General features: G+C 66.2%; 21 protein-coding genes and 2 pseudogenes. 14 read left to right on the top strand and 9 right to left on the bottom strand.

Going from position 1 to position 24,684, the window contains the following annotated elements; translation table 11 throughout:
* The 3 genes from ACZ9C1_RS04720 to ACZ9C1_RS04710 are packed head-to-tail and all read left to right on the top strand — an operon-like array spanning position 1 to position 2,616.
* The gene (locus ACZ9C1_RS04720) at positions 1 to 690 is read left to right on the top strand and encodes a GNAT family N-acetyltransferase (RefSeq protein WP_102682292.1); all 690 of its coding nucleotides are present in this window, start codon (positions 1 to 3) and stop codon (positions 688 to 690) included.
* 5 nt (positions 691 to 695) lie between these two features.
* A complete protein-coding gene (locus ACZ9C1_RS04715) occupies positions 696 to 1,868 on the top strand; it encodes a GNAT family N-acetyltransferase (protein WP_139670946.1) in 1,173 nt (390 codons plus the stop codon).
* Positions 1,840 to 2,616 carry a ChbG/HpnK family deacetylase gene (locus tag ACZ9C1_RS04710; RefSeq protein WP_277503828.1) on the top strand — a complete coding sequence of 259 codons (777 nt, stop codon included), beginning with the start codon at positions 1,840 to 1,842 and terminating at the stop codon, positions 2,614 to 2,616. The genes ACZ9C1_RS04715 and ACZ9C1_RS04710 overlap by 29 nt, the downstream gene beginning before the upstream one ends.
* Positions 2,617 to 2,627: 11 nt before the next feature.
* Here the strand turns inward: ACZ9C1_RS04710 and ACZ9C1_RS04705 are convergent, their stop codons facing one another.
* The gene (locus ACZ9C1_RS04705) at positions 2,628 to 4,871 is read right to left on the bottom strand and encodes a putative bifunctional diguanylate cyclase/phosphodiesterase (RefSeq protein WP_277503826.1); all 2,244 of its coding nucleotides are present in this window, start codon (positions 4,869 to 4,871) and stop codon (positions 2,628 to 2,630) included.
* Between the two features lie 559 nt (positions 4,872 to 5,430).
* On the opposite strand from ACZ9C1_RS04705, the gene ACZ9C1_RS04700 reads away from it, so the two are divergent.
* From ACZ9C1_RS04700 to ACZ9C1_RS04690, 3 genes are all read left to right on the top strand, one after another.
* A complete protein-coding gene (locus ACZ9C1_RS04700; protein ID WP_277503824.1) occupies positions 5,431 to 7,050 on the top strand; it encodes an NADP-dependent glyceraldehyde-3-phosphate dehydrogenase in 1,620 nt (539 codons plus the stop codon).
* Between the two features lie 146 nt (positions 7,051 to 7,196).
* Entirely contained in the window at positions 7,197 to 7,664 is a 468-nt protein-coding gene (locus tag ACZ9C1_RS04695) for a VOC family protein (protein ID WP_102682297.1), read from the top strand.
* An 87-nt stretch (positions 7,665 to 7,751) separates the two neighbouring features.
* Positions 7,752 to 8,945: a hypothetical protein gene (locus ACZ9C1_RS04690; protein ID WP_277503819.1), complete on the top strand. Its 1,194-nt coding sequence runs from the start codon at positions 7,752 to 7,754 to the stop codon at positions 8,943 to 8,945.
* 345 nt (positions 8,946 to 9,290) lie between these two features.
* On the opposite strand, the gene yiaY is transcribed toward ACZ9C1_RS04690, so the two are convergent.
* Together yiaY and ilvA are read right to left on the bottom strand one after the other, a co-directional pair.
* On the bottom strand, positions 9,291 to 10,439 hold the full coding sequence (gene yiaY / locus ACZ9C1_RS04685; protein WP_457378106.1) for an L-threonine dehydrogenase: 1,149 nt from the start codon (positions 10,437 to 10,439) through the stop codon (positions 9,291 to 9,293).
* Between the two features lie 82 nt (positions 10,440 to 10,521).
* Positions 10,522 to 12,084, bottom strand: a complete 1,563-nt coding sequence (gene ilvA, locus ACZ9C1_RS04680; protein ID WP_476253666.1) for a threonine ammonia-lyase, biosynthetic — start codon at positions 12,082 to 12,084, stop codon at positions 10,522 to 10,524.
* 354 nt (positions 12,085 to 12,438) lie between these two features.
* Here ilvA and ACZ9C1_RS04675 point away from each other — a divergent pair, with 354 nt between their 5' ends.
* Complete coding sequence (locus tag ACZ9C1_RS04675) at positions 12,439 to 13,440, top strand: FecR family protein (RefSeq protein WP_457378104.1); 1,002 nt, start codon at positions 12,439 to 12,441, stop codon at positions 13,438 to 13,440.
* 108 nt (positions 13,441 to 13,548) lie between these two features.
* Here ACZ9C1_RS04675 and ACZ9C1_RS04670 read toward each other — a convergent pair whose 3' ends face one another.
* Positions 13,549 to 14,868: a Na+/H+ antiporter family protein gene (locus ACZ9C1_RS04670; RefSeq protein ID WP_102682302.1), complete on the bottom strand. Its 1,320-nt coding sequence runs from the start codon at positions 14,866 to 14,868 to the stop codon at positions 13,549 to 13,551.
* 262 nt (positions 14,869 to 15,130) lie between these two features.
* Between ACZ9C1_RS04670 and ACZ9C1_RS04665 the strand changes: the two are divergent.
* The 7 genes and pseudogenes from ACZ9C1_RS04665 to ACZ9C1_RS04635 form a co-directional block, all read left to right on the top strand.
* Positions 15,131 to 16,420 (top strand): annotated as a pseudogene (locus tag ACZ9C1_RS04665) (methyl-accepting chemotaxis protein); the annotation flags it as partial.
* A 102-nt stretch (positions 16,421 to 16,522) separates the two neighbouring features.
* A complete protein-coding gene (locus ACZ9C1_RS04660; protein ID WP_371041468.1) occupies positions 16,523 to 17,278 on the top strand; it encodes a methyl-accepting chemotaxis protein in 756 nt (251 codons plus the stop codon).
* 98 nt (positions 17,279 to 17,376) lie between these two features.
* Entirely contained in the window at positions 17,377 to 18,387 is a 1,011-nt protein-coding gene (locus ACZ9C1_RS04655; RefSeq protein ID WP_476253665.1) for an ABC transporter substrate-binding protein, read from the top strand.
* Complete coding sequence (locus ACZ9C1_RS04650; protein ID WP_102682305.1) at positions 18,384 to 19,232, top strand: ABC transporter permease; 849 nt, start codon at positions 18,384 to 18,386, stop codon at positions 19,230 to 19,232. Before ACZ9C1_RS04655 ends, ACZ9C1_RS04650 begins: the two co-directional genes overlap by 4 nt.
* A 72-nt stretch (positions 19,233 to 19,304) precedes the next feature.
* Entirely contained in the window at positions 19,305 to 20,168 is an 864-nt protein-coding gene (locus ACZ9C1_RS04645) for a LysR family transcriptional regulator (RefSeq protein WP_476253664.1), read from the top strand.
* Between the two features lie 131 nt (positions 20,169 to 20,299).
* Complete coding sequence (locus tag ACZ9C1_RS04640) at positions 20,300 to 21,217, top strand: AEC family transporter (protein WP_102682307.1); 918 nt, start codon at positions 20,300 to 20,302, stop codon at positions 21,215 to 21,217.
* Between the two features lie 46 nt (positions 21,218 to 21,263).
* Positions 21,264 to 21,875: a cell wall hydrolase gene (locus tag ACZ9C1_RS04635; protein WP_198754561.1), complete on the top strand. Its 612-nt coding sequence runs from the start codon at positions 21,264 to 21,266 to the stop codon at positions 21,873 to 21,875.
* A gap of 162 nt (positions 21,876 to 22,037) precedes the next feature.
* Here ACZ9C1_RS04635 and ACZ9C1_RS04630 read toward each other — a convergent pair.
* From ACZ9C1_RS04630 to ACZ9C1_RS04610, 5 genes and pseudogenes are all read right to left on the bottom strand, one after another.
* Positions 22,038 to 22,124 (bottom strand): annotated as a pseudogene (locus tag ACZ9C1_RS04630) (sigma-70 family RNA polymerase sigma factor); the annotation flags it as partial.
* Between the two features lie 222 nt (positions 22,125 to 22,346).
* Complete coding sequence (locus ACZ9C1_RS04625) at positions 22,347 to 22,583, bottom strand: hypothetical protein (protein WP_277503811.1); 237 nt, start codon at positions 22,581 to 22,583, stop codon at positions 22,347 to 22,349.
* A 237-nt stretch (positions 22,584 to 22,820) separates the two neighbouring features.
* Entirely contained in the window at positions 22,821 to 23,444 is a 624-nt protein-coding gene (ureG, locus tag ACZ9C1_RS04620; RefSeq protein WP_102682309.1) for an urease accessory protein UreG, read from the bottom strand.
* A gap of 11 nt (positions 23,445 to 23,455) precedes the next feature.
* On the bottom strand, positions 23,456 to 24,130 hold the full coding sequence (locus ACZ9C1_RS04615) for an urease accessory protein UreF (RefSeq protein ID WP_277503810.1): 675 nt from the start codon (positions 24,128 to 24,130) through the stop codon (positions 23,456 to 23,458).
* Complete coding sequence (locus ACZ9C1_RS04610; RefSeq protein ID WP_110699368.1) at positions 24,130 to 24,675, bottom strand: HupE/UreJ family protein; 546 nt, start codon at positions 24,673 to 24,675, stop codon at positions 24,130 to 24,132. Before ACZ9C1_RS04610 ends, ACZ9C1_RS04615 begins: the two co-directional genes overlap by 1 nt.
* Positions 24,676 to 24,684 lie beyond the last annotated feature (9 nt).

The following is a 24,684-nucleotide window of genomic DNA, read 5'->3' as shown; positions in this document are numbered from 1 at the left end:
ATGACCGCATTCACCAAGATCCAGGACCGCATCAAGCGCAAGGGACTGCGAGCCACCTGCCGTAGCGCCTTCCGGCATTACGTCTTCTATCATTGGGAACTGTTGTGGATGGAGCGCGACCTGGTCAGCCCGGTGCCGCCGCACCGGCTCAAGCCCTACGGCACCTTGCGGGTCGAGCACATCACCGTGCATAACGTGCGCGCCTTCGCCCGCCACTTCGGCGACCGCGTCGAGACCATGCGCGAGCTGGCCGCCGAAGGCCATACCGGGTTGATGTTCCTCGACGACGACAACGACGCCGTGGCATTCATCTGGGGCAGCAGCCGCCATTACCACGACCGTCACTACTACGGTTGCTGGTTCCCGGTCGGGCCGGGGGAGTTCTTCGAGTTCGGCGGCGAGCTGATCCGCAAATACTGGGGTACCGAGCTGTCGGTGGACCTGCAGCTGGAACTGTGGAAGGCCATGGCCGCCCAGGGCTGCACCAAGGTGGTGGACGTGTGCGAGCAGCACAATATTCCGGCGCTCAAGCTGCACCTGCGCATGGGTTATCAGGAACAAGGACGGATCATGAACGTGTACTGCCTGTTTGGCCGCTGGAAGTTCTTCCGCGAAAGCCGCTACACCGCCTCGCGACTCGAGCCGTTGCGCAAGCCGGAGGCTCCGGCCTCCTCGGCCACGGCGGGCTGACCCCCATGGGCCTGCAACTGAAATGGTGCGCCTCGCTGCGCGCCGGCGACTTTCCCGCCGCCGACTACGAGGCGCTGCGCAGGCGCCTGCCCGACAGCACGCCGTTCAACCACCTCGGCTGGCTGCGCGCCGCCGAGTCAGCCCTGCTGCCGGGCCAGCGGCTGCAGGTCCTGCTCGGCTACCAGGACGAACGCCTGTGCCTGTGCCTGCCGCTGATCCGTGCCCGCGAACCGTTCGGCCCGCTGTTCGCCCCGGTGGTGCGCCACCTGGGATACCCGCTGAGCGACCGCATCGCCCTGCTCATCGACCTGCCGGCGCTGTATGCCGACCAGGTCCTGCAGGCCATACGCAAGCGGCTACCGCATGCCTTGCTGCAGTTGAGTGAAGTACCGGACAGCGCCGAGCACGATGGCTGGCTGCGCCAGTGGGCCGGCGCCAGCTCCACCTGGCAGCAGCGCCTGACCTGCCGGGTGCCGGTGCACCGCATCAACGAACAGGACCGCCAGGAAGTCAGCGGCGACCCACGCTACAAGCTGCGCCGCGCGCGCAAACGCATCAAGGCCTGCGGTGCCAGCGTGCGCCGGGTCGTGGCCACTCCCGAGAACATGGGTGAACTGCTCGACGCCATCAGCGCCGTCGAAGCGACCAGCTGGAAAGGCGACGACGAGGTCGGCATCTTCTCCGGCCCCCAGCGTCGCCCATGGATGTACCAGGCCTTCACCGCCCTGGCCGGCGAAGGCCTGGTGTGCCTGGTGCTGCTGGAACTGGACGGGCGCTGCATCAGTTACCGCCTGGGCCTGCTGGAGCGCGGCCGGGTGTACGACTACAACCTGGCCTTCGTTCCTGAGTACCGCGACCTGGGCAGTGGCCGCGTGCTGCTGGAGGAATGGATTCACTGGGGCCTGGACGAAGACTGGAAGTGGGTCGACGCTTCGCGGGTCAGCCTGGACAACTCCAGCCACCAGTTGCACGAGCGCATGACCGGCCAGGTCGAACAGTGGCGCCTGAGCAGCTACAGCTGGCGCCCCGACGGCGTGCTGCTGGGTCTGGCGCTACGCTGCTGGCACTGGTTCAAGCCACGCCTGCGCAGACGCTCGCCGCGCCAGGAAGCCGATGTTGTCGCCCCCACCCCGCCACAGGAGCGCCCGGATGCCATCCCAGGTCATAGTCAACGCTGACGATTTCGGCCTCAGCGCCCACACCAACGCAGTCATCCTGCATGCCTTCCAGGCCGGGCTGATCAGCTCGGCCACGGCCATGGCCAACATGCCGGCCTTCGCCACCGCCTGCATGCTGGCCCAGCAGCCGGCGCTCAAGGGACGGGTGGGGTTGCACTTCAACCTCACCTACGGCCGCCCGCTGAGCCAGGCGATCCTCGCCGAGCCGCGCTTCTGCACGCCCCATGGCGAGTTCGACCTGCGCCTGAAGCAACGCACCCTGCACCTGTCGCGCCGCGAGCGGGCCGCCGTGGAAGCGGAACTGGAGGCCCAGTGGAAACACTGCCTGGATCATGGCCTGATGCCAAGCCACCTGGACTCGCACCAGCACGTGCACAACATCTGGCCAGTGGGCGTCATCGTCGCCCGCTTCGCCCGCGTCCAAGGGGTGCCGATCCGCCTGGCACGCAATGTGGGGCACAACATCGGGCCGGCCAAGCGCATGTTCAAGAGCCTGCTCAACCGGCGCCTGCGCCAGCTCGCCGGAAGCACCGCCGACTTCGTCTGCACCCCGGCCGACCTCAAGGCCGGGTTGGCCCCCGCACACGGCGTGCTGGAGGTAGTCGCCCATCCCAGCGCGCTGGGCGGGCACGATTTCGGCGATGCCTACCTGGCCAGCGGCGAATCGCTGCTGGCGTTGGTCGAGCAGCGCCTGGGGCAGGTGCCACGGGTGGGGTATGCGAGCCTGGGCATCCAGGAGATGGGTTGAAAGCCCACCCGCTAGCGCCCCGGCGGCCGATGCCGGCGCTCGTGGTTGTCGGCCAGCCAGCCGCGCAGTGCCTCGGCCGGCATCGGCCGCCCGAGCAAAAAGCCCTGCCCCTGGTCGCAACCGGCGTGGCGCAGGAAATCGTACTGCTCCTGAGTCTCGATGCCTTCGGCGGTGATGCGAAACCCCAGGGCATGCCCGAGATCGATGATCGCCCTGGCGATGGCCACCGCGTCGTCGTCTGCGGGCAGGTCCTTGATGAAGGCCCGGTCAATCTTCAGGTGGTCGATCGGCAGCGCGCGCAGATAGGCCAGTGACGAATAACCGGTACCGAAGTCGTCCACCGCCGTGGCCACGCCCATGGCCTGCAATTGCGCCAGCACCGCGCAGGCTTGCTGCTGGCTTTCCATCAGCAGGCTCTCGGTGATCTCCACCTCCAGCAGGTTGGCCGGCAGGCCGTGGCGCTCCAGCGCCGAGGCGAGGCTGGTCACATAGTCGCTGCGCTCAATCTGCAGGGCCGCTACGTTGATCGCCAGCGGCCCGGGCAGGCCATCACTGGCGCGCCATTCGGCCAACTGGGCGCAGGCAAGTTCCAGCACCCGCTCGCCGAGCGGGATGATCAACCCGGTGCGCTCGGCCAGGGGGATGAACTCACCGGGCGAGATCAGGCCATGCTCCGGGTCGCGCCAGCGCAACAGCGCCTCGACGCCCTCCAGCTGCCCGCTGAACAGGTCAACCTTGGGCTGGTACCACAGCTCGAACTCGTTGTGCTCCAGCGCCCGGCGCAGATTGCGCTCCAGCTCCAGGCGCTGCTGCAGGCGCTCGGTCATGTCCGGGTGATAAGGCCGCCAGGCATCGCGGCCGGCCTCCTTGGCGGCGTACATGGCGGTGTCGGCATGGCGCAACAGGCTGTCGGCGTCCTCGCCATGCTGCGGGCACCAGGCCAGGCCAATGCTGCCAGTAACCAGGGCGGCGTTGCCATTAAGGTCGAATGGCCGCTGCAGGCAACGCAGCAAGGCGCGGACCTGCTGGCTCACCTGCCCCTGGGCGCCTTGCAGCATGAACACGAACTCGTCGCCGCCCAGGCGGCAGAGCCGGTCCTGACTGTCGAGCTCCTGCAGGAAGCGTGCGGTCGCCTGCTGCAGCAGCAGATCGCCCATCGGGTGCCCCAGGCTGTCATTGACCTGCTTGAAACCGTCGATGTCGAGCATCAGCACCGCCAGGCCATGGCCCTGTAAAATGGCAGTGCTCAGTTGCTGCTGGAACAGGATGCGGTTGGGCAACCCGGTGATGGTGTCGTAGTGGGCCAGGCGTTCGAGCTGGGCCTGGTAGCGCTGCAGCTCGCGATTGCGTTGCTCGAGCAGACGCTGCTTGCGATTGAGCTGCGCGACAAACAGGCTGAACACACCCGTGCAGCTCAAGGCGAACAGGAACAGCGGCGAGCCGAACAAGTCCAGCCCCGACCAGCCACCCCGTGGCGCGGCGACCAATTGCCAGAGGCCGCCCGGCACCTCCACGGTCATCTTCACCTGCGGCTCGTCGAACAGCCGTGGGTCGCCCCAGATCAGCGCGCCTTCGGCGCCCTTGCCATCGCCCCCGCGCACGGCCAGCTCGAACTCGGTGTCCGGGCGCAGCCCCGCCGTGTGCAGCAATCGGTCGATATCGGCAACGATCGAGACATTGCCCCAGTAAAAACGCACGCCGCGGTTGCCAGTGACGAACACCGGCCGCCGGTAGATCAACGCCCGCCCGCCCTGATACAGCTGCAGCGGGCCGGCCAGCACCGGCTGGGCATGCTCGCGGGCCGAGCGCAGCAAGGGAAACTGCTCCGGCAACTGGCGGTAATCCAGCCCGATCAGCCGCTCGTTGCCGGACAACGGGTAGACATCGCTGATCACATCATCCGGCGCCAGCGCGATATGGCGCATGTACGGCACCGACTGCAAGGCATCGCGGGCCATGCCATGGAAATGCGCGGGGCTGATGCCGCCGTCGGCACTGATCAGCTGGGCGATGCCTTCGGCCTCGCCGAACGCCGCGCCCAGCTGCGCCTCCAGCGCACCCCGCATCCCCGCCAGGTGGGCTGCCAGGTTGCCCAGTTGCTCACTGCGCTCGCGCTGCGCGTCGAGGTGACCCAGGGCGACCGAAAGGCCGATGCCCACCAGGGCAAGACCGACCGGCAACAGGCGGTTGAGCGTGTGCCGCACGGTGCCGGATGGCAGATGCGTAGGTTCAGGAGAATGCTGGGGAATGGTCATAGGCAGGCGATGGCAGTCGATTTAGCAGTTATCGGCGTTGCGCGGCCAATATTGAGGCCTGTTTTCCCAACCCGCGGGCCGGGATGCATCTGCACCACCGTCGGTGCCATCACGACTGCTCTGATGCGAGCTTTGCGAGGAACCAAACAGGACATCGGATACCTCCAACCCGCACCAATCTATTCTTGAGCGATGCCTGCCGGCCTGGGCGCGGGAAGCCACGCCCGAACACTGGCAGCGGCTGCCCAACCCCGCGCCGGGTCGCTGGCGACCTTGGCCCGGCGCCAGAGGTGTCGATGTACTGCGCCAACGAATGCAGCGGATCTGCCAGACTACGATCAAACCCGGCTGTGGCAATGGCGGCGCACCTGTGCAGATCCGCGAGCCATGGATTATGGCCTGGCGATCGGCGCAATGAGGCTGCTGGAGGCCAAGGCGCTCCCGCCGCCATTCGAGGAGTGATCGGCAACGACGGCGCCGGACTGGTAATTTTCCGGAGGTCGGCGCATGCTCGCAAGCTGAAGCGTTTCATCATCCGGATTTGAGAGGTGCAGTACCCATGGACCGTCTGCTCGACTCGCTGTTTCCCGCCCTCGAGGACATCCCCGAAGCCTGGCGCCTCGCCGCCCCCCTGGAGCAACGCGACTATCTGGTCAACGGTGAACTGCGGCACTGGGCCGGCCCCCTGGCTACCGTGCGCAGCCCGGTCTGGCTCAAGGAAGGCGACAGTGAGCGCCAGGTCATCCTCGGCAGTGCCCCCCTGCTCGACGCCGACACGGCGCTCACCGCGCTCGACGCGGCCGTGGCCGCCTACGACAAGGGCCGCGGCGCCTGGCCGAACATGCGCGTGGCCGAGCGTATCGGGCATGTCGAAACTTTCCTGGCGCGCATGCGCGAGCAGCGCACGGCGGTGGTCAAGCTGCTGATGTGGGAGATCGGCAAGAACCTCAAGGATTCGGAGAAGGAGTTCGACCGCACCTGCGACTACATCGTCGACACCATCGAGGCGCTCAAGGACCTCGACCGTCGCTCCAGCCGCTTCGAGCTCGAGCAGGGCACCCTTGGCCAGATCCGCCGCGCACCGCTGGGCGTTGCGCTGTGCATGGGCCCGTACAACTACCCGCTCAACGAAACCTTCACCACGCTGATCCCGGCGCTGATCATGGGCAACACCGTGGTGTTCAAGCCCGCCAAATTCGGCGTGCTGCTGATCCGCCCATTGCTCGAAGCCTTCCGCGACAGCTTCCCGCCTGGGGTGATCAACGTCATCTACGGGCGCGGCCGCGAGACCGTCAGCGCACTGATGGCCAGCGGCAAGGTCGACGTGTTCGCCTTCATCGGCACCCACAAGGCCGCCAGCGACCTGAAGAAGCTCCACCCACGCCCGCACCGCCTGCGCGCGGCGCTGGGCCTGGACGCCAAGAACCCCGGCATCGTCCTGCCCCAGGTCGACCTCGACAACGCCGTCGAAGAGGCCGTCACCGGCGCCCTGTCGTTCAACGGCCAGCGTTGCACCGCGTTGAAGATCCTGTTCGTGCACGAGGACGTGGTCGAGGCATTCCTCGACAAATTCCAGCGCAAGCTCGCCGCGCTCAAGCCCGGGATGCCCTGGGAGCCCGGCGTGGCGCTGACGCCGCTGCCGGAACCCGGCAAGCTCGACTACCTCGACGCACTGGTGGCCGACGCCACCGCCAAGGGCGCCCGGGTGCTCAACGAAGGTGGTGGGCAAAGCCGCGGCTCGTTCTTCTACCCTGCGCTGCTCTACCCGGTCAGCCAGGACATGCGCGTCTATCACGAGGAACAGTTCGGCCCGCTGGTGCCCGTGGTGCCCTACCGCGACCTGCAGAGCGTGATCGACTACGTGCTCGATTCCGACTACGGCCAGCAGCTGAGCCTGTTCGGCAACGACCCGCAGACCATTGGCGCGCTGGTCGATACCTTCGCCAACCAGGTCGGCCGGATCAACCTCAACGCCCAATGCCAGCGCGGCCCGGATACCTATCCGTTCAACGGCCGCAAGAACAGTGCCGAAGGGACCTTGTCGGTGCATGACGCATTGCGCGTGTTCTCCATCCGCACCTTGGTGGCGACCAAGTTCCAGGAAGCCAACAAAGAACTGATCAGCGAGATCATCCGCAACCGGCAGTCGAGTTTCCTGACCACCGACTACATATTCTGACGCTGCCGAGCAAATCGGGCCGCATCGCGGCCCATTCGCTTTTTTAGAGACAAACGATATAAGGCGACAGTCGATTTTCCTCCCGCGTAGACGACTCTAATCACCAAGGCGTTGCAACCCACCCCACGTGAAAGGAGATTACGCAAATGGCAGCCAAGCCCATCCCCGAAGGCCAGCACAGCCTGACCCCATACCTCGGCATCAAGGACGCCGCCAAGGCCATCGAATTCTACAAGAGCGCCTTCGGCGCCATGGAAATGTTCCGCCTCGAAGGCCCTGACGGCAGCATCGGCCATGCCGAACTGAAAATCGGCGACTCCTCGCTGATGCTCGGCTCGCCCTGCGACATGGAGGGCGGCCTCAAGCCCAGCGAGACCATCGAGACGCCGGCGGTCGGCCTGCACCTGTATGTCGAGGATTGCGACAAAGTCTATGCCCAGGCCCTGCGCGCCGGCGCTACAGCAGTACGCGAGGTGCAGGACCAGTTCTACGGCGACCGCAGCGGCACCCTGAAGGATCCGTTCAACAACCTGTGGTTCGTCTCCACCCACAAGGAAGACCTCAGCCCCGAGGAAATCCGCGCCCGCGCCGCCAAAATGTTCGGCGGCCAGTGAGCGGCGGGCCCCAGGCTGCAAGCTTCGAGTTGAAAGCCGCCGCGCTTTGCCTGAAGCTTGGGGCTTGTAGCTTGGAGCTGCCCCTCAATGCGAATCATCGAAAAATCCGGCGCCCTGGTGCGCAGCCTGACCCCGGCAGAGGACGAATTGCTGGTGGGCTTCGCCTACGGCACCCTCACCGGCCCCCGCCTGCTGCAGGCCAACCAATGGCTGATGAAAATACGCAGCGCCAACCAATGGCTGGCCTGCGACTGCCGCAAGGATGCCCTGCCGGTGCTCAACGTCTCGTTGAACGGCAGCACCGGCACCCTGTTCCTGCGCAACAACCCCGAAACTCCCGAGCACACCCCAGGCTGCCCGTTCAGCAAGGATGAGCGTGAGGCCGGCGAACGTGCCGAGGAAAGCGCCGCGCCAGCGGCCTGGCTGGCGCCGGATGCGCCACTGCGCCTGCTCTGCGACTATCGCCGCGCCAGTGACGGCGAAACACCCGCAACGTCCCGCGAGCCCGGCGAGCGCCGCGAGCAGCAGCGCCTGCTGTCGCTGCTGCTGACCTGGATCGAGGCCAGTGGCCTGAACGTCTACGCCAGCCACCTGAAAAAGGACCTCACCGCGCAGTTCGCCGACCTGCGCACTGTCGCCAGCCGCTACCCGCTGCTGGAGCGGGTACCTGCCAGCAACTACCTGGAAACCCGCCTGGACATGAAGCACATGATGATGCTCAAGGCACGCCTGCGCGAGGCCACGGTGTTCGGCAACCACCGCCGGCATGGCCTGCTGCTCGACTGCGTGGACCAGGTCAAGGGGCGCAAGCTGTTCAACAACCGCAGCGAGGACGGATTCGACTTCCAGGGCCACCACCAGTACTGGGGCGGCAACCGCGCCAGCGGCCCACTGCTAGCCCTGGCGCTGTACTCGCCGGCCACCGCCGGCAGCCATTTCTACGAACTGATCCACGTCGCCAGCGTGCCGGTGCTGTCGCGCGGGCACCTGTTCCCGGTGTACCGCGACGAAGAACGCGAACCGCTCAAGGCGCTGGTGTCGCTGATCGACTGGATGGCCGGCAAGGGCGTCAAGGTGCTGATGCGCCGTCCGGTGATTGGCGGCCAAGTGATGGATGAACTGGTGCTGACCTCGGACCAGGACCGGGTGCTGTCGGTATCGCTGCTGGAGCAACCGATCGGGCCGGAGCCGGATACCGAGAACTTCAAGCGCTACGCCGACTTCAAGAGCCTGGACACCTTCCGCAAATATGTGGCCGGGTTCTTCATGCGCGAACGCTGATTTATAGATTCTCAGGAGCTTTGCGGTGTTCAGCTGTAGGTATGGGGTGTCTGTTAGACCGAGCGCCGCCCGCGCGGCGCATCGCGGATGAATCCGCTCCTACATCTGTTGCAACGTGGCCATGCCTGATAGGCCATGGTTGTAAGCCTCGTCCGCTCGACGCGATGTTTCGGTGGGCATTGCCGCCGCCCCCACCTATCTCAAGCCCTGCGCCAAGGCTGGCAACCATGGCCTGACAGGTTCGGCACGTTGCAGCAAATGTAGGAGCGGATTCATCCGCGATGCGCCGCGCGGGCGGCGCTCGGTTCCACAGACGCACATCCCTTATCGGTGATCACCTAAAGGCTAGAACGCCGCCTTGAAGATCGCCTCGATCTCCACCTGGCTGGCCACCCGTGGATTGGTCAACCCGCAGGCATCCTTCAACGCATTGACCGCCAGCACCGGCACATCCTCGACCTTGGCCCCCAGTTCCGCCAGCCCGGCCGGGATGCCAATGGCCGCCGCCAGGTGCTCGATGGCCGAAATCGCAGCGCCGGCCCCCTGCTCGGCGTCCAGCGCGCAGACCTTCACCCCCATGGCCTTGGCCACATCACGCAGGCGCGCGGCGCTGACCTTGGCATTGAAGCGCTGCACATGGGGCAGCAGCACCGCGTTGCACACACCATGGGGCAAGTCGTAGAAGCCACCCAACTGGTGAGCCATGGCATGCACATAGCCCAGCGAGGCATTGTTGAACGCCATGCCCGCGAGGAATTGGGCGTAGGCCATGTTCTCCCGCGCTACCAGGTCACCGCCGTCGGCGACCGCCTGGCGCAGGTTGGCACTGACCAGACTGATGGCCTTGAGCGCGCAGGCATCGGTGATCGGTGTGGCCGCGGTGGACACATAGGCCTCGATGGCATGAGTCAACGCATCCATGCCCGTGGCCGCGGTGAGCCCCTTGGGCATGCCGACCATCAGCGCCGGATCGTTGACCGACAGGATCGGCGTGACGTTGCGGTCGACGATGGCCATTTTCACGTGGCGCGCCTCGTCGGTGATGATGCAGAAGCGGGTCATTTCGCTGGCGGTGCCCGCCGTGGTGTTGATCGCGATCAGCGGCAGCTGCGGCTTGCTCGAGCGGTCGACGCCCTCGTAGTCGCTGATATGCCCGCCGTTGGTGGCGCACAGCGCGATGCCCTTGGCGCAGTCGTGGGGCGAGCCACCGCCCAGGGAGATCACGCAGTCACAGCCCTCGCGGCGCAGCATCGCCAGGCCCGCTTCGACGTTGGCGATGCTCGGGTTGGGCTTGGCGCCGTCGAACACCCGCGAATCGATGTCGCGCATGGCCAGCATGCCGGCGATGCGCTCGGCCACACCGGCCTTGGCCAGTCCGACGTCGGTGACGATCAGCGCCTTGCGCAGGCCATAGCCGGCAATCGCCGCCATCGCCTCTTCAAGGCAGTCGATACCCATGATGTTTACGGCGGGGATGAAGAACGTGCTGCTCATGGCCGGGGTCCTCTCAAGCTGACGGTAGGTTTTCAGCATCCGCCGGAATGGGCAGGTGGGCATTGATCCAGCGCAACCCGGCCTACCCCATGAACAACCGATAGGCCGGATTCTCCGTCTCGTCCCAGTACTGGTAGCCCATCTCGTCCAGTGCCCGTGGCAACCCGGCCAACTCGTCCTCGGGCACCTCCAGCCCGGCGAACACCCGTGCCTGTGCCGCGCCATGGTTGCGGTAGTGGAACAGGCTGATGTTCCAGCGCTTGCCCAGGCGCTCGAGGAAGCCCAGCAATGCCCCCGGGCGCTCGGGGAATTCGAAGCGCAGCACGCGCTCACCGGCGCCGGGTGCCGCGTGACCGCCGACGGTATGGCGCACGTGCAGCTTGGCCAGTTCGTTGTCGGTCAGGTCGAGCACCTGGTAGCCCTGTTCGCCCAGGCTGGCCAGCAACTGTTGCCGCGGGTCCTGCTGCGGGTGAGTCTGCACGCCAACGAACAGGCGTGCCTCCTTGCCTGGGTAGTAGCGGTAGTTGAACTCGGTGATCTGGCGCTTGCCCAGGGCCAGGCAGAACGCGCGGAAACTGCCGGGGCGCTCGGGGATGGTCACGGCGATGATCGCCTCGCGCTGCTCGCCCAACTCGGCGCGCTCGGCCACGTGGCGCAGGCGGTCGAAGTTGACGTTGGCGCCGGAGTCGATGGCGACCATGGTCTGCCCTTGCAGCCCTTCACGGGCCACGTAGCGCTTGATGCCGGCCACCGCCAGGGCGCCGGAAGGCTCGGTGATCGAGCGGGTGTCATCGTAGATGTCCTTGATCGCGGCGCACAGTTCGTCGCTGCCGACCGTCACCACCTCGTCGACGAAGTGGCGGCACAGCTCGAAGCAGTGCGCCCCCACCTGCGCCACCGCCACACCGTCGGCGAAGGTACCGACCTGCGGCAGGATCACCCGCTCACCTGCGGCCAGGGCGGCCTGCAGGCAGTTGGAGTCCTGCGGTTCGACGCCGATCACCTTGACCTCCGGGCGCAGGTACTTGACATAGGCGGCGATCCCTGCGATCAGGCCACCGCCGCCGACGGGGACGAAGATCGCATGCAACGGGCCCGGGTGCTGGCGCAGGATCTCCATGGCCACGGTCCCCTGCCCGGCGATGACATCGGGGTCGTCGAACGGCGGTACGAAGGTGGCGCCGTCGCGATCGGCCAGTTGCAGGGCGTGGGCCAATGCGTGCGGAAAGCTCTCGCCGTGCAGCACCACATGGCCGCCCCGTGAGCGCACGCCTTCGACCTTGAGCGAGGGTGTGGTGGTCGGCATGACGATGGTGGCCTTGATGCCCAGGTGCGACGCGGCCAGGGCCACACCCTGGGCATGGTTGCCGGCCGAAGCGGTGATCACGCCGCGGGCGCGCTGTGCGGGTGTCAGGCGTGACAGACGGGTGTAGGCGCCGCGGATCTTGAAGGAGAACGTCGGTTGCAGGTCTTCGCGCTTGAGCAGGACCTGGTTGCCCAGGCTGGCCGACAGGGCCGGCGCCGCTTGCAAGGGGGTTTCGATGGCCAGGTCGTACACCGGCGCCGAGAGAATCCGACGCACTTGCTCGGACAGCAGTTGTTGGGGGGTTGCCGGGGTACGAGGGGTGGCGCTGAGGCTGGTCATCGATGACTCCTGGTTTTTTTGTCGTGCCCAGGAGTCAGAGAGAAGAAACCCGCCTCCAGGGCGGGTTCAGTGCATGTGTGCGCTAGCCCGCCAATCTGATAATGGCGGTAATAATGCTGAGGGCGCTGTACTGCGGGAATAGGTTCATGGGCTGGGAAACTAGCGTGTGGCGCAAGAAAAAGTCAAGGCTTGGCGCTACCGCCCTGGTCGACGCCCACGAAGTCCCCTGCCCTGTCGCAGATGAAACCCAACCGCAGATACGACGAAAAACTGCACAATTGATAGTCATTCGCCATTAACTCGTTCTCGGAACCCCCCGCCCGGGGGTAGAATGCCGCAAAACCGGGAGCCGCGATGAATCAGGACCGCCACATTCCAAGCGAAGACGATGCAATCACCGATGCCGCCGCGCATTGGTGCATGCGCCTGCACGCCGACGATTGCACGGCGGCCGAGCGTGAGGCGTTCGGCCAATGGTTGGCTGCCGACCCGCGGCATGCCGAGGAATACCAGGCGATGCTGGAAATCTGGGACACCGCCGATCTGCTGCCGCGCACCGCCCAGGTGATCCCGCTGCCCGTGCCGCGCCCGGCGGCGACGCGCCACTGGCGCCCGTTCGCCTCCGCCGCGGCCATCGCCCTGCTCGCCCTGCCGCTGGCAGGCTGGCTCGGCTGGGAACAGGGCTGGCTGCCCAATGGCTACCAGCATTTCGAAGCCAGCGACCACCTGCGGCAGGTACGCCTGGGCGACGGCAGCAGCGTCGAGCTGAACCTCAACAGCGAGCTGCGCTTCCTGAACTTCAAGGATGAGCGCCGGGTCACCCTGATCAAGGGCGAGGCATTCTTCAAGGTCACCCACGACAGCAGCCACCCGTTCATCGTCCACGCTGCCGACGGCCAGACCCGGGTCACCGGCACCCAGTTCAACGTGTGGAAGTACCAGGACCAGGTCAAGGTGACGCTGGTGGAAGGTTCGGTGCTGGTCAGCAGCGGCGGCGGCTCCGGCGGCTATCGCCTTGGCCCGGGCATGCAGGCCAGCTACCACAAGGGCGATTTCGAACCCGAACTGAACCAGAGCGACGACTACGCCAACAGTCTGGCCTGGCGCAGCGGCAGGCTGGTGCTGGACAACCTCAGCCTCGGCCAGGCGCTGCCGGTGATCAACCGTTACCTGGACAAACCGCTCATCCTGGCCGACGACAGCACCGCCAACATTCGCATCAGTGGCATCTACAGCACCCGCGAGGTGGAACGCCTGGTCGACACGCTGCCCAAGGTGCTGCCGGTATACCTGACCCGCAGCAAGGACGGCAGCACCGTCCTCAACCGTATCGTGCCGGCGCCGACCCGCGGCTGATCAGAGGCGGCCTGTGCTCTCCTGGGGCGCGTGGGAGCGATGCGTCATATGGCACCGGCTGCGCCGGTGATCGCGGGGCTAGCCCGCTCCCACGCTGGCCCCTCGGAATCAGAGCGTCATCGCCGCCAACCAGCCAAACGCCAGCAGCGGCAGGTTGTAGTGGAGGAACGTCGGCACCACGGTGTCCCAGATATGGTGGTGCTGGCCATCCACGTTCAGCCCGGAGGTCGGCCCCAGGGTCGAGTCCGAAGCCGGCGAACCGGCATCGCCTAGTGCACCGGCAGTACCGACGATGCACACGGTGGCCAGCGGATCGAAGCCCAACTGCACGCAAAGCGGCACGAAGATCGCCGCCAGGATCGGCACGGTGGAAAACGACGAACCGATGCCCATGGTCACCAGCAGCCCCACCAGCAGCATCAGCAACGCACCAATGCCCTTGCTGTGGTCGATCCATTGCGCCGAGGTCTCCACCAGGCTCTTCACCTCGCCGGTGGCCTTCATCACTTCGGCGAAGCCGGAGGCAGCAATCATTATGAAGCCGATCATCGCCATCATCTTCATGCCTTCGGTGAACAGGTCGTCGGTGTCCTTCCAGCGCACGATCCCCGACAGCGAGAAGATCAGGAAGCCGACCATCGCGCCGATGATCATCGAGTCCAGCCACAGCTGGATGATGAACGCCGCGGCGATCGCCACCCCGGCCACCAGCAGGGTCACCGGGTTGTACTGCACGCTGACCTGCTCGACCTGCTCGATCCGCGCCAGGTCGTAATCACGTTTCTTGCGGTAGCTGAAGCACACCGCCAGCAACAGGCCGGCGAGCATGCCCGCGGCGGGAATGGCCATGGCGTGGGTGACATTGACCCCGCTCACGTCGACGCCGGCGCGGGCGACGTTGGCCAGCAGGATCTCGTTTAGAAAGATGTTGCCGAAACCGACCGGCAGGAACATGTACGGGGTGATCAGGCCGAAGGTGATCACGCAGGCAATCAGCCGGCGGTCGATGCGCAGGCGGGTCAGCACGTACAGCAGCGGCGGCACCAGCAACGGGATGAAGGCGATGTGGATCGGCAGGATGTTCTGCGACGACACCGCCACCACCAGCATCAAGCCGATCAGCAGCCACTTGATCTTGCCACCGTCGGCATGGCCCTGGCGATCGATCATCGCCAGGGCCCGATCGGCCAGGGCATGGGCCAGGCCGGACTTGGCAATGGCCACCGCGAAGGCGCCGAGCAGCGCGTACGACAACGCCACCGTGGCACCGCCACCCAGGCCACCATTGAAGGCCTTGAGGGTGCCCTCGATACCCAGCCCACCGACCAGGCCTCCGGCCAGGGCGCCGATGATCAGGGCGATGACCACATGCACACGGGACAGGCTCAGGATCAGCATGAGCCCGACCGCGGCAATCACTGCATTCATGGTGTGCAAACCTCGTTACGACAGACAAAAAGCGGGCATTCCGGCGACAGACTGCGCGCAGGCAGTGGCCGGACCAGGGGATGTTGTTATGAAGGGCGCACACTCTGAAGCACAGACCGGCAGAAGTCAAAAGCGTCTGCGCCGCGGCCCTTTGTAGGGAATAGACGAAAGTCGCAGGGTTTAATTGAACGTTTGAATAAAGAAAAATCCGAGCAAGCCGACACAGTCGGCAGCATCAAACCTATTACAAGGGATTTTCCCCATGCCTTTGCTGCGACAACTCTCCATCCAATGGAAGATCACCCTGCTGGCGGGCCTGTGCCTGGCGGCAATCGTCACCCTGCTCGTCGGCCTTTCGCTGTACCGCATGGACCACAGTTCGGACCTGGTGAAAGCCAGCAGCATGCGCATGCTCTCCGACTCGGCCCAGTCGCGCATCGAGTCCCAGGGCGAGGTCCAGGCCCTGAACATCCGTCGTCAGTTCATGGACGCCTACCAGTACGGCGCCGGTTTCGCCCGCCAGGTGCTGTTCCTGCGTGAGCAGGCGGAAAAGCGCTTCCTCGACGCCTACGATCTGCGCCAGGACATGACTGCCCAGGTGCGTGCCGCGCTGCAGGCCAACCCCGACCTGCTCGGCCTGTCGCTGGTGTTCGAACCGGGCGCGCTGGATGGCAAGGACAAGCTGTTCGCCGGCCAGGGCGAGTTGGGCAGCAACGAGACCGGGCGCTTCGCCCTGTACTGGTCGCAGCCGCGGGTCGGCCAGCTGACCTCGATGGCGCTGCCCGAGCACGACATGGCCAACACCGAGATCGGCCCCAGCGGCCAGCCGGCCAACACCTGGTGGGTGTGCCCGCGCAGCACCGGCACAGTGTGCGTGGTCGAGCCGTACTTCTATGACATCGACGGCCAGCGGGTGCTGATGACCAGCATCGTCTTCCCGCTCAAGGCTGGCGACAAGGTCATCGCCACCCTGTCCATCGACATCAACCTCAACAGTTTGCAGGCTTTGAGCCAGACCGCCAGCCGCAGCCTTTACGAGGGCCAGACCACCGTCGGCATCCTCAGCCCCGTGGGCCTGCTGGCCGGTTACAGCGCCGATGCCGGCAAGCTGGCCCAGCGCTTCGACCAGGTCGACCGGACCCAGGGCGCGGAACTGGTGCGCAAGCTCGCCGAAGGCAAGCTGCAGATCCTCCATGACCAGCAGCGCCTGAAAGTACTGGCCGCCTTCGAGCCGATCCCCGGCGGCAAGCCCTGGGGCGTGCTGCTGGACGTACCGGAAAGCGCCCTGACCGGGCCGGCCGAGGCGCTCAAGGTAGAACTCGACGCCCTCAACACCAGCGGCACCCTGCTCGAACTGGGCCTGGGCCTGGCCGCCGCCATCGCCGGCCTGCTGCTGGTGTGGCTGATGGCCCGCGGCGTGACCCGGCCGATCCTTGGCGTGGCCGCCATGCTCAAGGACATCGCCAGCGGCGAAGGCGACCTGACCCGCCGCCTGCAATACGACAAGCAGGACGAACTGGGCGAACTGGCCGGTTGGTTCAATCGCTTCCTCGACAAGCTGCAGCCGACCATCGCCGAGGTCAAGCGCTCGGTCCAGGCCGCCCGCGGCACCGCCGACCAGTCCGCGGCCATCGCCGCCGAGACCAGCGCCGGCATGGAACAGCAGTACCGCCAGGTCGACCAGGTGGCCACCGCCTCCCACGAAATGAGCGCCACTGCCCAGGATGTCGCCCGCAGCGCGGCCCAGGCCGCCCAGGCCGCGCGTGAAGCCGACCAGGCCACCCGCGAAGGCCTGGCGGTGATCGACCGCACCACCACCAGCATCGATACCCTGGCCGCCGACATGAGCGGCGCCATGGCCCAGGTCGAGGGCCTGGCGCGCAACAGCGAGAAGATCGGTTCGGTGCTCGAGGTCATTCGCTCGATCGCCGAGCAGACCAACCTGCTGGCGCTCAACGCCGCGATTGAGGCGGCCCGTGCCGGCGAGGCTGGCCGCGGCTTCGCCGTGGTCGCCGACGAAGTGCGCAACCTGGCGCGCCGTACCCAGGAGTCGGTGGAGGAAACCCGCCAGGTGATCGAGGCCCTGCAGGCCGGCACCCAGGAAGTGGTCGGCGCCATGGACAGCAGCCATCGCCAGGCCCAGGGTGGCGTGGAACAGGTCGGCCAGGCCGTTACCGCGCTGCAGCGCATCGGCCAGGCGGTGACCGTGATCACCGACATGAACCTGCAGATCGCCAGCGCCGCCGAGGAACAGAGCGCGGTGGCCGAGGAGATCAACAGCAACGTCGCCACCATCCGTGACGTGACCGAGTCGCTGAGCGGCCAGGCCAACGAATCGGCACGGGTCAGCCAGTCGCTCAACAGCCTGGCCAACCAGCAGCAGGGGTTGATGGATCAGTTCCGCGTTTAACTGCCAAACGCCGGGGCCGCTCGCAGGTGGTCTCGGCTGCAAAGCCTCGTCGTCTACACTTTTGCCGGAACCCACGGACCGGCACCGACGAGGCCCCGATGAAGAAAGTTCCTACCCTGCTGGCCAGCCTGCTCCTTGCCTTCGGCCTGGCCAGCACCGACTCCGCCGCTGCGGCCGAGCAACCCATCCACTTCGGCGCCATCGGCTGGGAAAGCGGCGCACTGACCACCGAGATCCTGCGCCTGATCGTCGAACGTGGCTACGACTACCCCACCGACACCCTGCCCGGCAGCACCGTGAGCATGGAAGTGGCCCTGGCGCGCAACGACCTGCAAGTGATCGCCGAGGAATGGGCCGGGCGCAGCCCCGCCTGGGTCAAGGCCGAGCAGGCCGGCCAGGTGTTCGCCCTGGGCGACACGGTGAAGAACGCGGAGGAAGGCTGGTGGGTACCGGCCTACATCATAAAGGGCGACCCGGCACGCAACCTCGAACCCCTTGCGCCGGACCTGCGCAGCGTCGACGACCTCAAACGCTACCCCCAGGTATTCGACGACCCCGAGGCGCCCGGCAAGGGCCGCTTCCTCAACAGCCCCAGCGGCTGGACTTCCGAGACCGTCAACAGCCAGAAGCTCAAGGCCTATGGCCTGGACGGGCTGTACAACAACTTCCGCAGCGGCACCGGCGCGGCCCTCGACGCCGAGATCACCGCCAAGATCAAGCTCGGCAAGCCCGTGCTGTTCTACTACTGGAGCCCTACTCCGCTGATGGGCCGCTACGACCTGGTACGCCTCGAAGAGCCCCCGTTCGATGCAGCCGCCTGGGCCACCCTCACAGATCCCGCCAATCCCGCTCCCAAAGGCAGCCGTTCGCTGCCGGCCAAGCTCTCGATCGGGGTGTCGAAGGCGTTTCGTGACGCCCACCCGGAACTGGTCGCCGTATTCGAGAAAGTCGACCTGCCCATCGACACCCTGAACAAGGCCCTGGCGCGCATGAGCGAAACCCGGCAGAAACCCCGCGACGCGGCGATCGCCTTCCTGCGTGCAAACCCCGCGGTGTGGAAGGCCTGGCTGCCCGCCGAAAACGCCGCCAAGGTCGAGGCCGGCCTGTGAGCGGTGGTTTTCCCGAAGCCCTGCAATTTTCTTTCGCCGCTTGGGTCAACCGCCTTGTCGACTGGCTGGTCCTGCACTATGGCGACCATCTGCGCACCGTCTCCGACCAGTTGCTGCAACTGCTGCTAGGCCTGGAAAACCTGCTCCGCCTGCTGCCCTGGTGGCTGCTGCTGGTGCTGGTCGGCCTGCTGGCCTGGCATGCCAGCCGCAGCCTGGTCCGGGCGTTGATGCTGCCACTACTGCTGGCACTGATTGGCATGCTCGGGCTGTGGGACAAGCTGCTGCAGACCCTCGCCCTGGTGCTGGTCAGCACCGGCCTGTGCGTGCTGATCGGGGTGCCGCTGGGCATCCTGCTGGCCACCCGGCCCCTGGCCCGGCGCCTGATCCTGCCGGTGCTCGACGTGATGCAGACCCTGCCGGCCTTCGTCTACCTGATCCCGGTGCTGATGCTGTTCGGCCTGGGCAAGGTGCCGGCAGTGTTCGCCACGCTGATCTACGCCCTGCCGCCACTGGTGCGCCTGACCGAGCTGGGCCTTTCGCAGATCGACCCGTCGCTGCTGCAGGCCGCCCACGGCCTGGGTGCCAGCCGCTGGCAACGGCTGCGACGCATCGCCTTGCCGCTGGCCCTGCCAAGCATCATGGCCGGGCTCAACCAGTCGGTGATGATGGCCCTGTCGATGGTGGTGGTAGCCTCGATGATCGGCGCCCGCGGGCTGGGCGAGGACGTGCTGGCCGGTATCCAGACCCTCAACGTCGGCCAAGGCGTCGAGGCGGGCCTGGCGATCGTCGCGCTGGCGATGGTGATCGACCGCATCAGCCAGGCATACGGACGCCCCGGGCGTTGAGGCTCGCATTCGCGTATCGTACCTATTGCCCTCGACAGGGTGAGCCCGCCACGTCACGAACCGGAGCCCCGCGTGTCCCTCAAAGCCCTGCGCACCCTGGTCACCATCGCCCGCCATGGCACCTTCGCCCGCGCCGCCGACCTGCTGAGCCTGACCCCTTCGGCGGTGAGCCTGCACATCAAGACCCTGGAAGACGAGCTGCAGGTTGCCCTGTTCGACCGCAGCCGCCGCCAGGTGATGCTGACCGAGGCCGGCCAACTGGCGGTGGCCCGCGCCGAAGGCATCCTGGCTGCCTACGACGAACTGGCCGACACCCTGGCCAGTGGCACCAGCCTGCGCGGTCGCCTGCGCATCGGCGCGATCCACACCGTGCTCGCCCGGCGCCTGCCCAGGGCACTGGTGTGGATCAAGGCGCACCACCCCGAGCTGCATGTCAGCGTGGTGTCGGGCATGTCTGCGGAACTCGCCCGACGGGTGGAAGATGGCGAGCTGGACGCGGCGATCACTACCGAACCGGTCAGCCCCTACCCGCAAAGCCTGCAGTACACGCCGCTGTTCGAGGACCGCTTCTGGGCCATCGCCAGCCCGGATCTGTCGGGCCAGAGCTTGTCTGCGCTGCTCGCCAGCCAGCCGTTCCTGCGCTTCGACAAACGCGCATGGGCCGGCCGCCAGATCGAACAGGAACTGCGCCGCCAGCGCCTGCAAGTCAACGAACAGATGGAGCTGGACAGCCAGGAGGCCCTGGCGCGCATGGCGGCCATGGGGCTCGGGGTGGCGGTCATCCCCATGAGCGACGACGACCTCGACCGGCTGCCCGCCGCCACCGTGCTGCCCTTCGGTGAACCGCAGCTGATCCGGCGCATGGTGCTGCTGGAACATGAAAAGAGCCAGCGGCGGCACCTGAGCGCGGTGTTGAAGACCGCGCTCGAGGCTTGAATACTGGCGAAAGCGCTACGCAGCGGTGTAGACAGTGCATTTTTTCTCAACGGTCACTCAAGAAAACACCGTTTTTTCTGCTCACTCAACTCCGCTAGTCTGTGCCTGTACCCGGCCACGGACCACCCGCCATGCTCCACCTGCTGCTCACTACTCTCGTCCCGATCATCCTGCTCATCGCCCTGGGCACCTGGCTGCGGGTCCGTGGCTTTCTCGCCGAAACCTTCTGGCCCGGCGCCGAACGCCTGAGCTATTACGTGCTGCTGCCGTCGTTGTTCCTGCACGGCCTGGCCACCGCCAACCTTGAAGGCGTGCCGGTACTGGGCATGGTCGGCGTGCTGATGCTCTCGACCCTGCTCGGCGCCCTGCTGCTGGTGCTCTACCAGGGCGTCGCCAGCCATGACGGCGGCGACTTCACCTCGGTGTTCCAGGGTGGCGTGCGCTTCAACAACTACATTGGCGCCACCCTGGCCGCCGGCCTCTACGGCACTGCCGGCATCGCCCTGGCGGCGGTGGCCAACGCCGCCATCGTGCCGCTGGTCAACCTGCTCTGTGTGCTGGTATTCGCCCGCTTCAGCGCACGCCACAGCTCACCGACCACAGTGCTCAAGGCGATCTTCGCCAACCCGTTGATCATCGGCTGCGCGGCTGGCCTGTTGCTACGGGTAACCGGCCTCGGCCTGCCGGCCGGCCTGGAGCCCACGGTCAAGGCCCTGGGCCAGGCGGCGCTGCCGCTTGGCTTGCTGTGCGTCGGCGCGGCGCTCGGCGGGGCGCGACTGGGCCAGCAGGTCAGGCCGGTGCTGGCGGCGTCGCTATTCAAGTTCCTGGTCATGCCGGTGACTACCTGGGGCCTGTGCCGGTTGCTCGGGCTGGGTGGCCAGGCAGCGGTGGTGGCGGTGCTGTTCCAGGCACTGCCCACCGCTTCCTCGTCCTATGTGATGGCCCGGCAGATGGGCGGCAATGCACCGTTGATGGCCACCATCATCGCCCTGCAGACCATCACCGCCGCCGCGACCCTGCCCCTGGTGCTGAGCCTGACACTGAATTGAAGCCGAACGGCTAGACTGTGAGCAGCCCTCTCGCGGAGTCTCGATCATGCGCCTTGCGTGGATGCTGTTCGGTGTGTCCCTGACCCTGCTCGCAGGCCCCCTCCCCGCCGCTGACAGCCAGCAGGCCGCCGTTGCCGAAGACAAGGCGCAGGTGCTCGAGGAGAAGGTGGTCGAGGACGCCCCGCCGCCGAAAAAACAGGAAACCCTGACTCCCGGCGAAGTCCAGGCCGTCGACCCGGCGGGCCAGGCGCCGATGGACGACAGCATCACCTGCCTGGCCCGCACCATCTACTGGGAAGCCAAGGGCGCCGACGCCGAGGACATGAGCGCGGTGGCCAGCGTGGTGCTCAATCGCCTCGGCCACGAAGGCTTCCCCGACAGTATCTGCGCGGTGGTCAAGCAGGGAGTCGAGAGCAAGAGCTGCCAGTTCTCCTGGTGGTGCGACGGGCGCCCCGATCAGGTGGAAGAAGCGCAGCGCTACGCCGTGGCCAAGGAAATCGCCCGCAAGGCACTCAACCAGCAGCTCAAGGACCCCACCGGCGGCGCCCTGTATTTCCATGACCGTAGCGTCCGCCCCGACTGGGCCAAGGCCTATCGCAAGACGGCCCAGACGACGCACTTCCTGTTCTACAAGCCGAACCAGGCCTTGGCCCGCTAGGCATCAGAAACCGACCGTTGCCGATACCCGCCAGGTCAGGCCAGTAGGCGATGTCGAGCACATTTTGCACGCTGGCGCACAGGCGTGGGCAAGGGGCGAATCAGAGAGTTCAGGGACATCCGCAATGCACCTGTTGGAGGGTGATGCGCTGAGTGCGCGCGTTCACAGCGCCACCAACAGGCAATGCTCGCACGCCCTGACCATGTAGCGCTTGACCGTGCGCTCACTGACCCGCAGGCGGGCGGTGATATTGGCGTAGTCCAGGCGTCGCTGGAGCCAGTCGCGATGTGCTTGATAGAGAGCGCTTAGCGGAGGGACGGTTGCCGCGGTGGACTCGGTCATCAAGAGCACGCTGATGCGGGTGTAGATGAGACGGTTCTTTTTGACTTCAATGCATTGGCCAATCGCTGCGGCCCTGAGGGGAATGCAGTTATGTTCGCCATTTCCCTGAGCTGCCCACCCCGAGTTATATCAGTCGAACTCAATAGGAGGCTGACAGTCGCCGGCTGAACTTCGAGCCGTCCCGGCCGGGCATACGCTTGATCCAACGTCACCGATGAACGTGGCGGCAACCTGCAGCGTCTTCTGCGCAATGCTGCTTTGGAAAAACGGTGAAGCGCCCTTGGGAGAGCTCGCCGGCTCATTGCCATAGGCTATCTGGGTCAAGCTTGCAGATACCAGCAACGCGGCCGATACAACCTTTTTCATACAGTGTCCTTTCAGTAATTTCTGGTTTCATTAGCGCAGACGAAGCATTTTCTCCTGCAGCCCGACAGACTCTATCTGTCATTCATCCCAGGCAGCGTTAGGAAAAGACCACTTCGCCGCTTTAAAGCACTCCGCTAGCTTGTGGGAAATAGTACTGGAGGACATGTCGGCGCCAAGGTACCGGGCCAGCCGCCGTGAGGCCGCGCGGGCTGCGCTCGGCCTCACGGCTGCTGCCCTCTACCGCCCAACCCCCAGCATCCCGCGCTCGACGATGAAATCGATCACTGCCTGCAGCCCCTCGCCCTTCTTCAGGTTGCTGAACGTCCACGGCCGCTCCGGGCGCATGCGTCGGGTGTCGCGCTCCATCACCTCCAGCGACGCCCCCACATAGGGCGCCAGGTCGGTCTTGTTGATCACCAGGAAGTCCGACTTGGTGATGCCCGGCCCGCCCTTGCGCGGGATCTTCTCGCCCTCGGCGACATCGATCACATAGATGGTCAGGTCGGCCAGTTCCGGGCTGAAGGTGGCGCTGAGGTTGTCCCCGCCACTCTCGACGAAGATCACCTCGAGGTTGCCGAACTGGCGCGCCAGCGCCTCGACGGCGGCCAGGTTCATCGAGGCGTCCTCGCGGATCGCCGTGTGCGGGCAGCCGCCGGTCTCGACGCCAACGATACGCTCAGGCTCCAAGGCCCCGGCTTCGGTGAGGATGCGCTGGTCTTCCTTGGTGTAGATGTCATTGGTCACCACGGCGATCTGGTAGTGATCACGCATGGCCTTGCACAGGGCTTCGAGCAGCGCGGTCTTGCCGGAGCCGACCGGGCCGCCGACGCCGACACGCAGGGGTTGCTGGTAGTTTTGCATCGTGGCAGTCCTCAGGAACGGAACAAACGGGTGTATTGGGTTTCATGGCGCGACGAAGCGATGGCCAGCAGTGGCAGGCCACCGCCTAGCTGTTCGTCGTCCAGGGTCAGGGCATGATCGAGCACGGCAGGCAGTTCCTCGCCCAAGTCGCGCAGCAGGGTCTGGGCGGCCTGCTGGCCGAACGGCACCAGCTTCACCCCCGCCATCACCGCGCCTTCGAGCCAAGCGAAGCCATGGCCCAGGGCGAGCTGGCGCAGCGGGATCGACCAGTACGCCCCGAGCCAGGCCATGCCGCCCAGCTGGCTGAGCTCAAGGCTGGCGCGCCAGGCAGGCTCCTGCCCCAGTTGCCAGCCATCGAGCAGACGCGCCAGGGCGCTGCCGCGCTGCCGTTCCTCAAGGCGCAGTTCGGCGGTCTCGCGGTTGGCCAAAAGAAACTGGCTCCAGTGCGCGAAGGCGTCGGCATCGTCCGCCTGGCAGGCCTTGTACAGGCGCGCCAGCAACGGCCAGTCGAGGTAGCCGAGGGTGTCGTGCAACTGCTCGCGCTGCCAGGCGGCGAAGCCTTTGGCGTCCTTCACCCAACCGGCTTCCACGGCCCATTCCAGGCCTTGCGAGTAGGTGAAGCCGCCCACCGGCAAGCCGGGGCTGGCCAACTGCAGCAAGCGCAGCAGCGCCAGGTCGCTGTGCATCAGCCGGCCAGCACCAGCGCAGCGCCCGCCAACAGACCGCCGCCGAAGGCCTTCTGCAGGCCGGCATGGCGCCGCAGCAGGCAACCGACGCCAAAGCCCGCCGCCAGCAGCAGGCCGCTGACCGTGACGAAACCGGCACTGAACTGCCAGAACGCGCTGGGGGTGGCTTCCACGCCATGGGCCCAACCGTGGAACAGGGCGAATACCGGCATGATCAGCGACAGCAGCAGCTGACGGCTCGGCAACAGCATGGCGGCGGCGGCCACCAGCAGCGAGCCGAGGATCATCTGCTCCATGCCGACCACATCGCCGAACAGATGGCCACACACCGCGCCGCCGAACATCGCGGCCAGGGTCGCCAATGGCAAGGTCAGGTTGCGTCGAGTGAGGGCGGCGAGTACGCCGGTGCCAAGCAGCATCAGCAAGTGATCGAGGCCGGTCAGCGGGTGCAGCAGGCCATCCTGCAACGGGTTGCTGTCGTGGCCAGGATGGGCGAAGGCCGGCAAGGCCACCATCAGCAGTACCAGGGCGAACGTCTTTTTCATTGTGGGCTC

This window comes from Pseudomonas sp. TE21435 (assembly GCF_056279265.1).
Note: the sequence above shows the minus strand (reverse complement) of the source record. Positions and strands in the feature narration are given on the sequence as shown.

Bases quoted from the DNA above. Each gene is read 5' to 3' on its own strand.
- ACZ9C1_RS04715 (WP_139670946.1), top strand. From the start codon at position 696: ATGGGCCTGCAACTGAAATGGTGCGCCTCGCTGCGCGCCGGCGACTTT.
- ACZ9C1_RS04690 (WP_277503819.1), top strand. From the start codon at position 7,752: ATGCGAATCATCGAAAAATCCGGCGCCCTGGTGCGCAGCCTGACCCCG.
- ACZ9C1_RS04675 (WP_457378104.1), top strand. From the start codon at position 12,439: ATGAATCAGGACCGCCACATTCCAAGCGAAGACGATGCAATCACCGAT.
- ACZ9C1_RS04660 (WP_371041468.1), top strand. From the start codon at position 16,523: ATGGAACAGCAGTACCGCCAGGTCGACCAGGTGGCCACCGCCTCCCAC.
- ACZ9C1_RS04695 (WP_102682297.1), top strand. From the start codon at position 7,197: ATGGCAGCCAAGCCCATCCCCGAAGGCCAGCACAGCCTGACCCCATAC.
- ilvA (WP_476253666.1), bottom strand. From the start codon at position 12,084: ATGACCAGCCTCAGCGCCACCCCTCGTACCCCGGCAACCCCCCAACAA.
- ACZ9C1_RS04670 (WP_102682302.1), bottom strand. From the start codon at position 14,868: ATGAATGCAGTGATTGCCGCGGTCGGGCTCATGCTGATCCTGAGCCTG.
- ACZ9C1_RS04705 (WP_277503826.1), bottom strand. From the start codon at position 4,871: ATGACCATTCCCCAGCATTCTCCTGAACCTACGCATCTGCCATCCGGC.
- ACZ9C1_RS04615 (WP_277503810.1), bottom strand. From the start codon at position 24,130: ATGCACAGCGACCTGGCGCTGCTGCGCTTGCTGCAGTTGGCCAGCCCC.
- yiaY (WP_457378106.1), bottom strand. From the start codon at position 10,439: ATGAGCAGCACGTTCTTCATCCCCGCCGTAAACATCATGGGTATCGAC.
- ureG (WP_102682309.1), bottom strand. From the start codon at position 23,444: ATGCAAAACTACCAGCAACCCCTGCGTGTCGGCGTCGGCGGCCCGGTC.
- ACZ9C1_RS04635 (WP_198754561.1), top strand. From the start codon at position 21,264: ATGCGCCTTGCGTGGATGCTGTTCGGTGTGTCCCTGACCCTGCTCGCA.
- ACZ9C1_RS04700 (WP_277503824.1), top strand. From the start codon at position 5,431: ATGGACCGTCTGCTCGACTCGCTGTTTCCCGCCCTCGAGGACATCCCC.
- ACZ9C1_RS04625 (WP_277503811.1), bottom strand. From the start codon at position 22,583: ATGAAAAAGGTTGTATCGGCCGCGTTGCTGGTATCTGCAAGCTTGACC.
- ACZ9C1_RS04640 (WP_102682307.1), top strand. From the start codon at position 20,300: ATGCTCCACCTGCTGCTCACTACTCTCGTCCCGATCATCCTGCTCATC.
- ACZ9C1_RS04655 (WP_476253665.1), top strand. From the start codon at position 17,377: ATGAAGAAAGTTCCTACCCTGCTGGCCAGCCTGCTCCTTGCCTTCGGC.
- ACZ9C1_RS04610 (WP_110699368.1), bottom strand. From the start codon at position 24,675: ATGAAAAAGACGTTCGCCCTGGTACTGCTGATGGTGGCCTTGCCGGCC.
- ACZ9C1_RS04720 (WP_102682292.1), top strand. From the start codon at position 1: ATGACCGCATTCACCAAGATCCAGGACCGCATCAAGCGCAAGGGACTG.
- ACZ9C1_RS04710 (WP_277503828.1), top strand. From the start codon at position 1,840: ATGCCATCCCAGGTCATAGTCAACGCTGACGATTTCGGCCTCAGCGCC.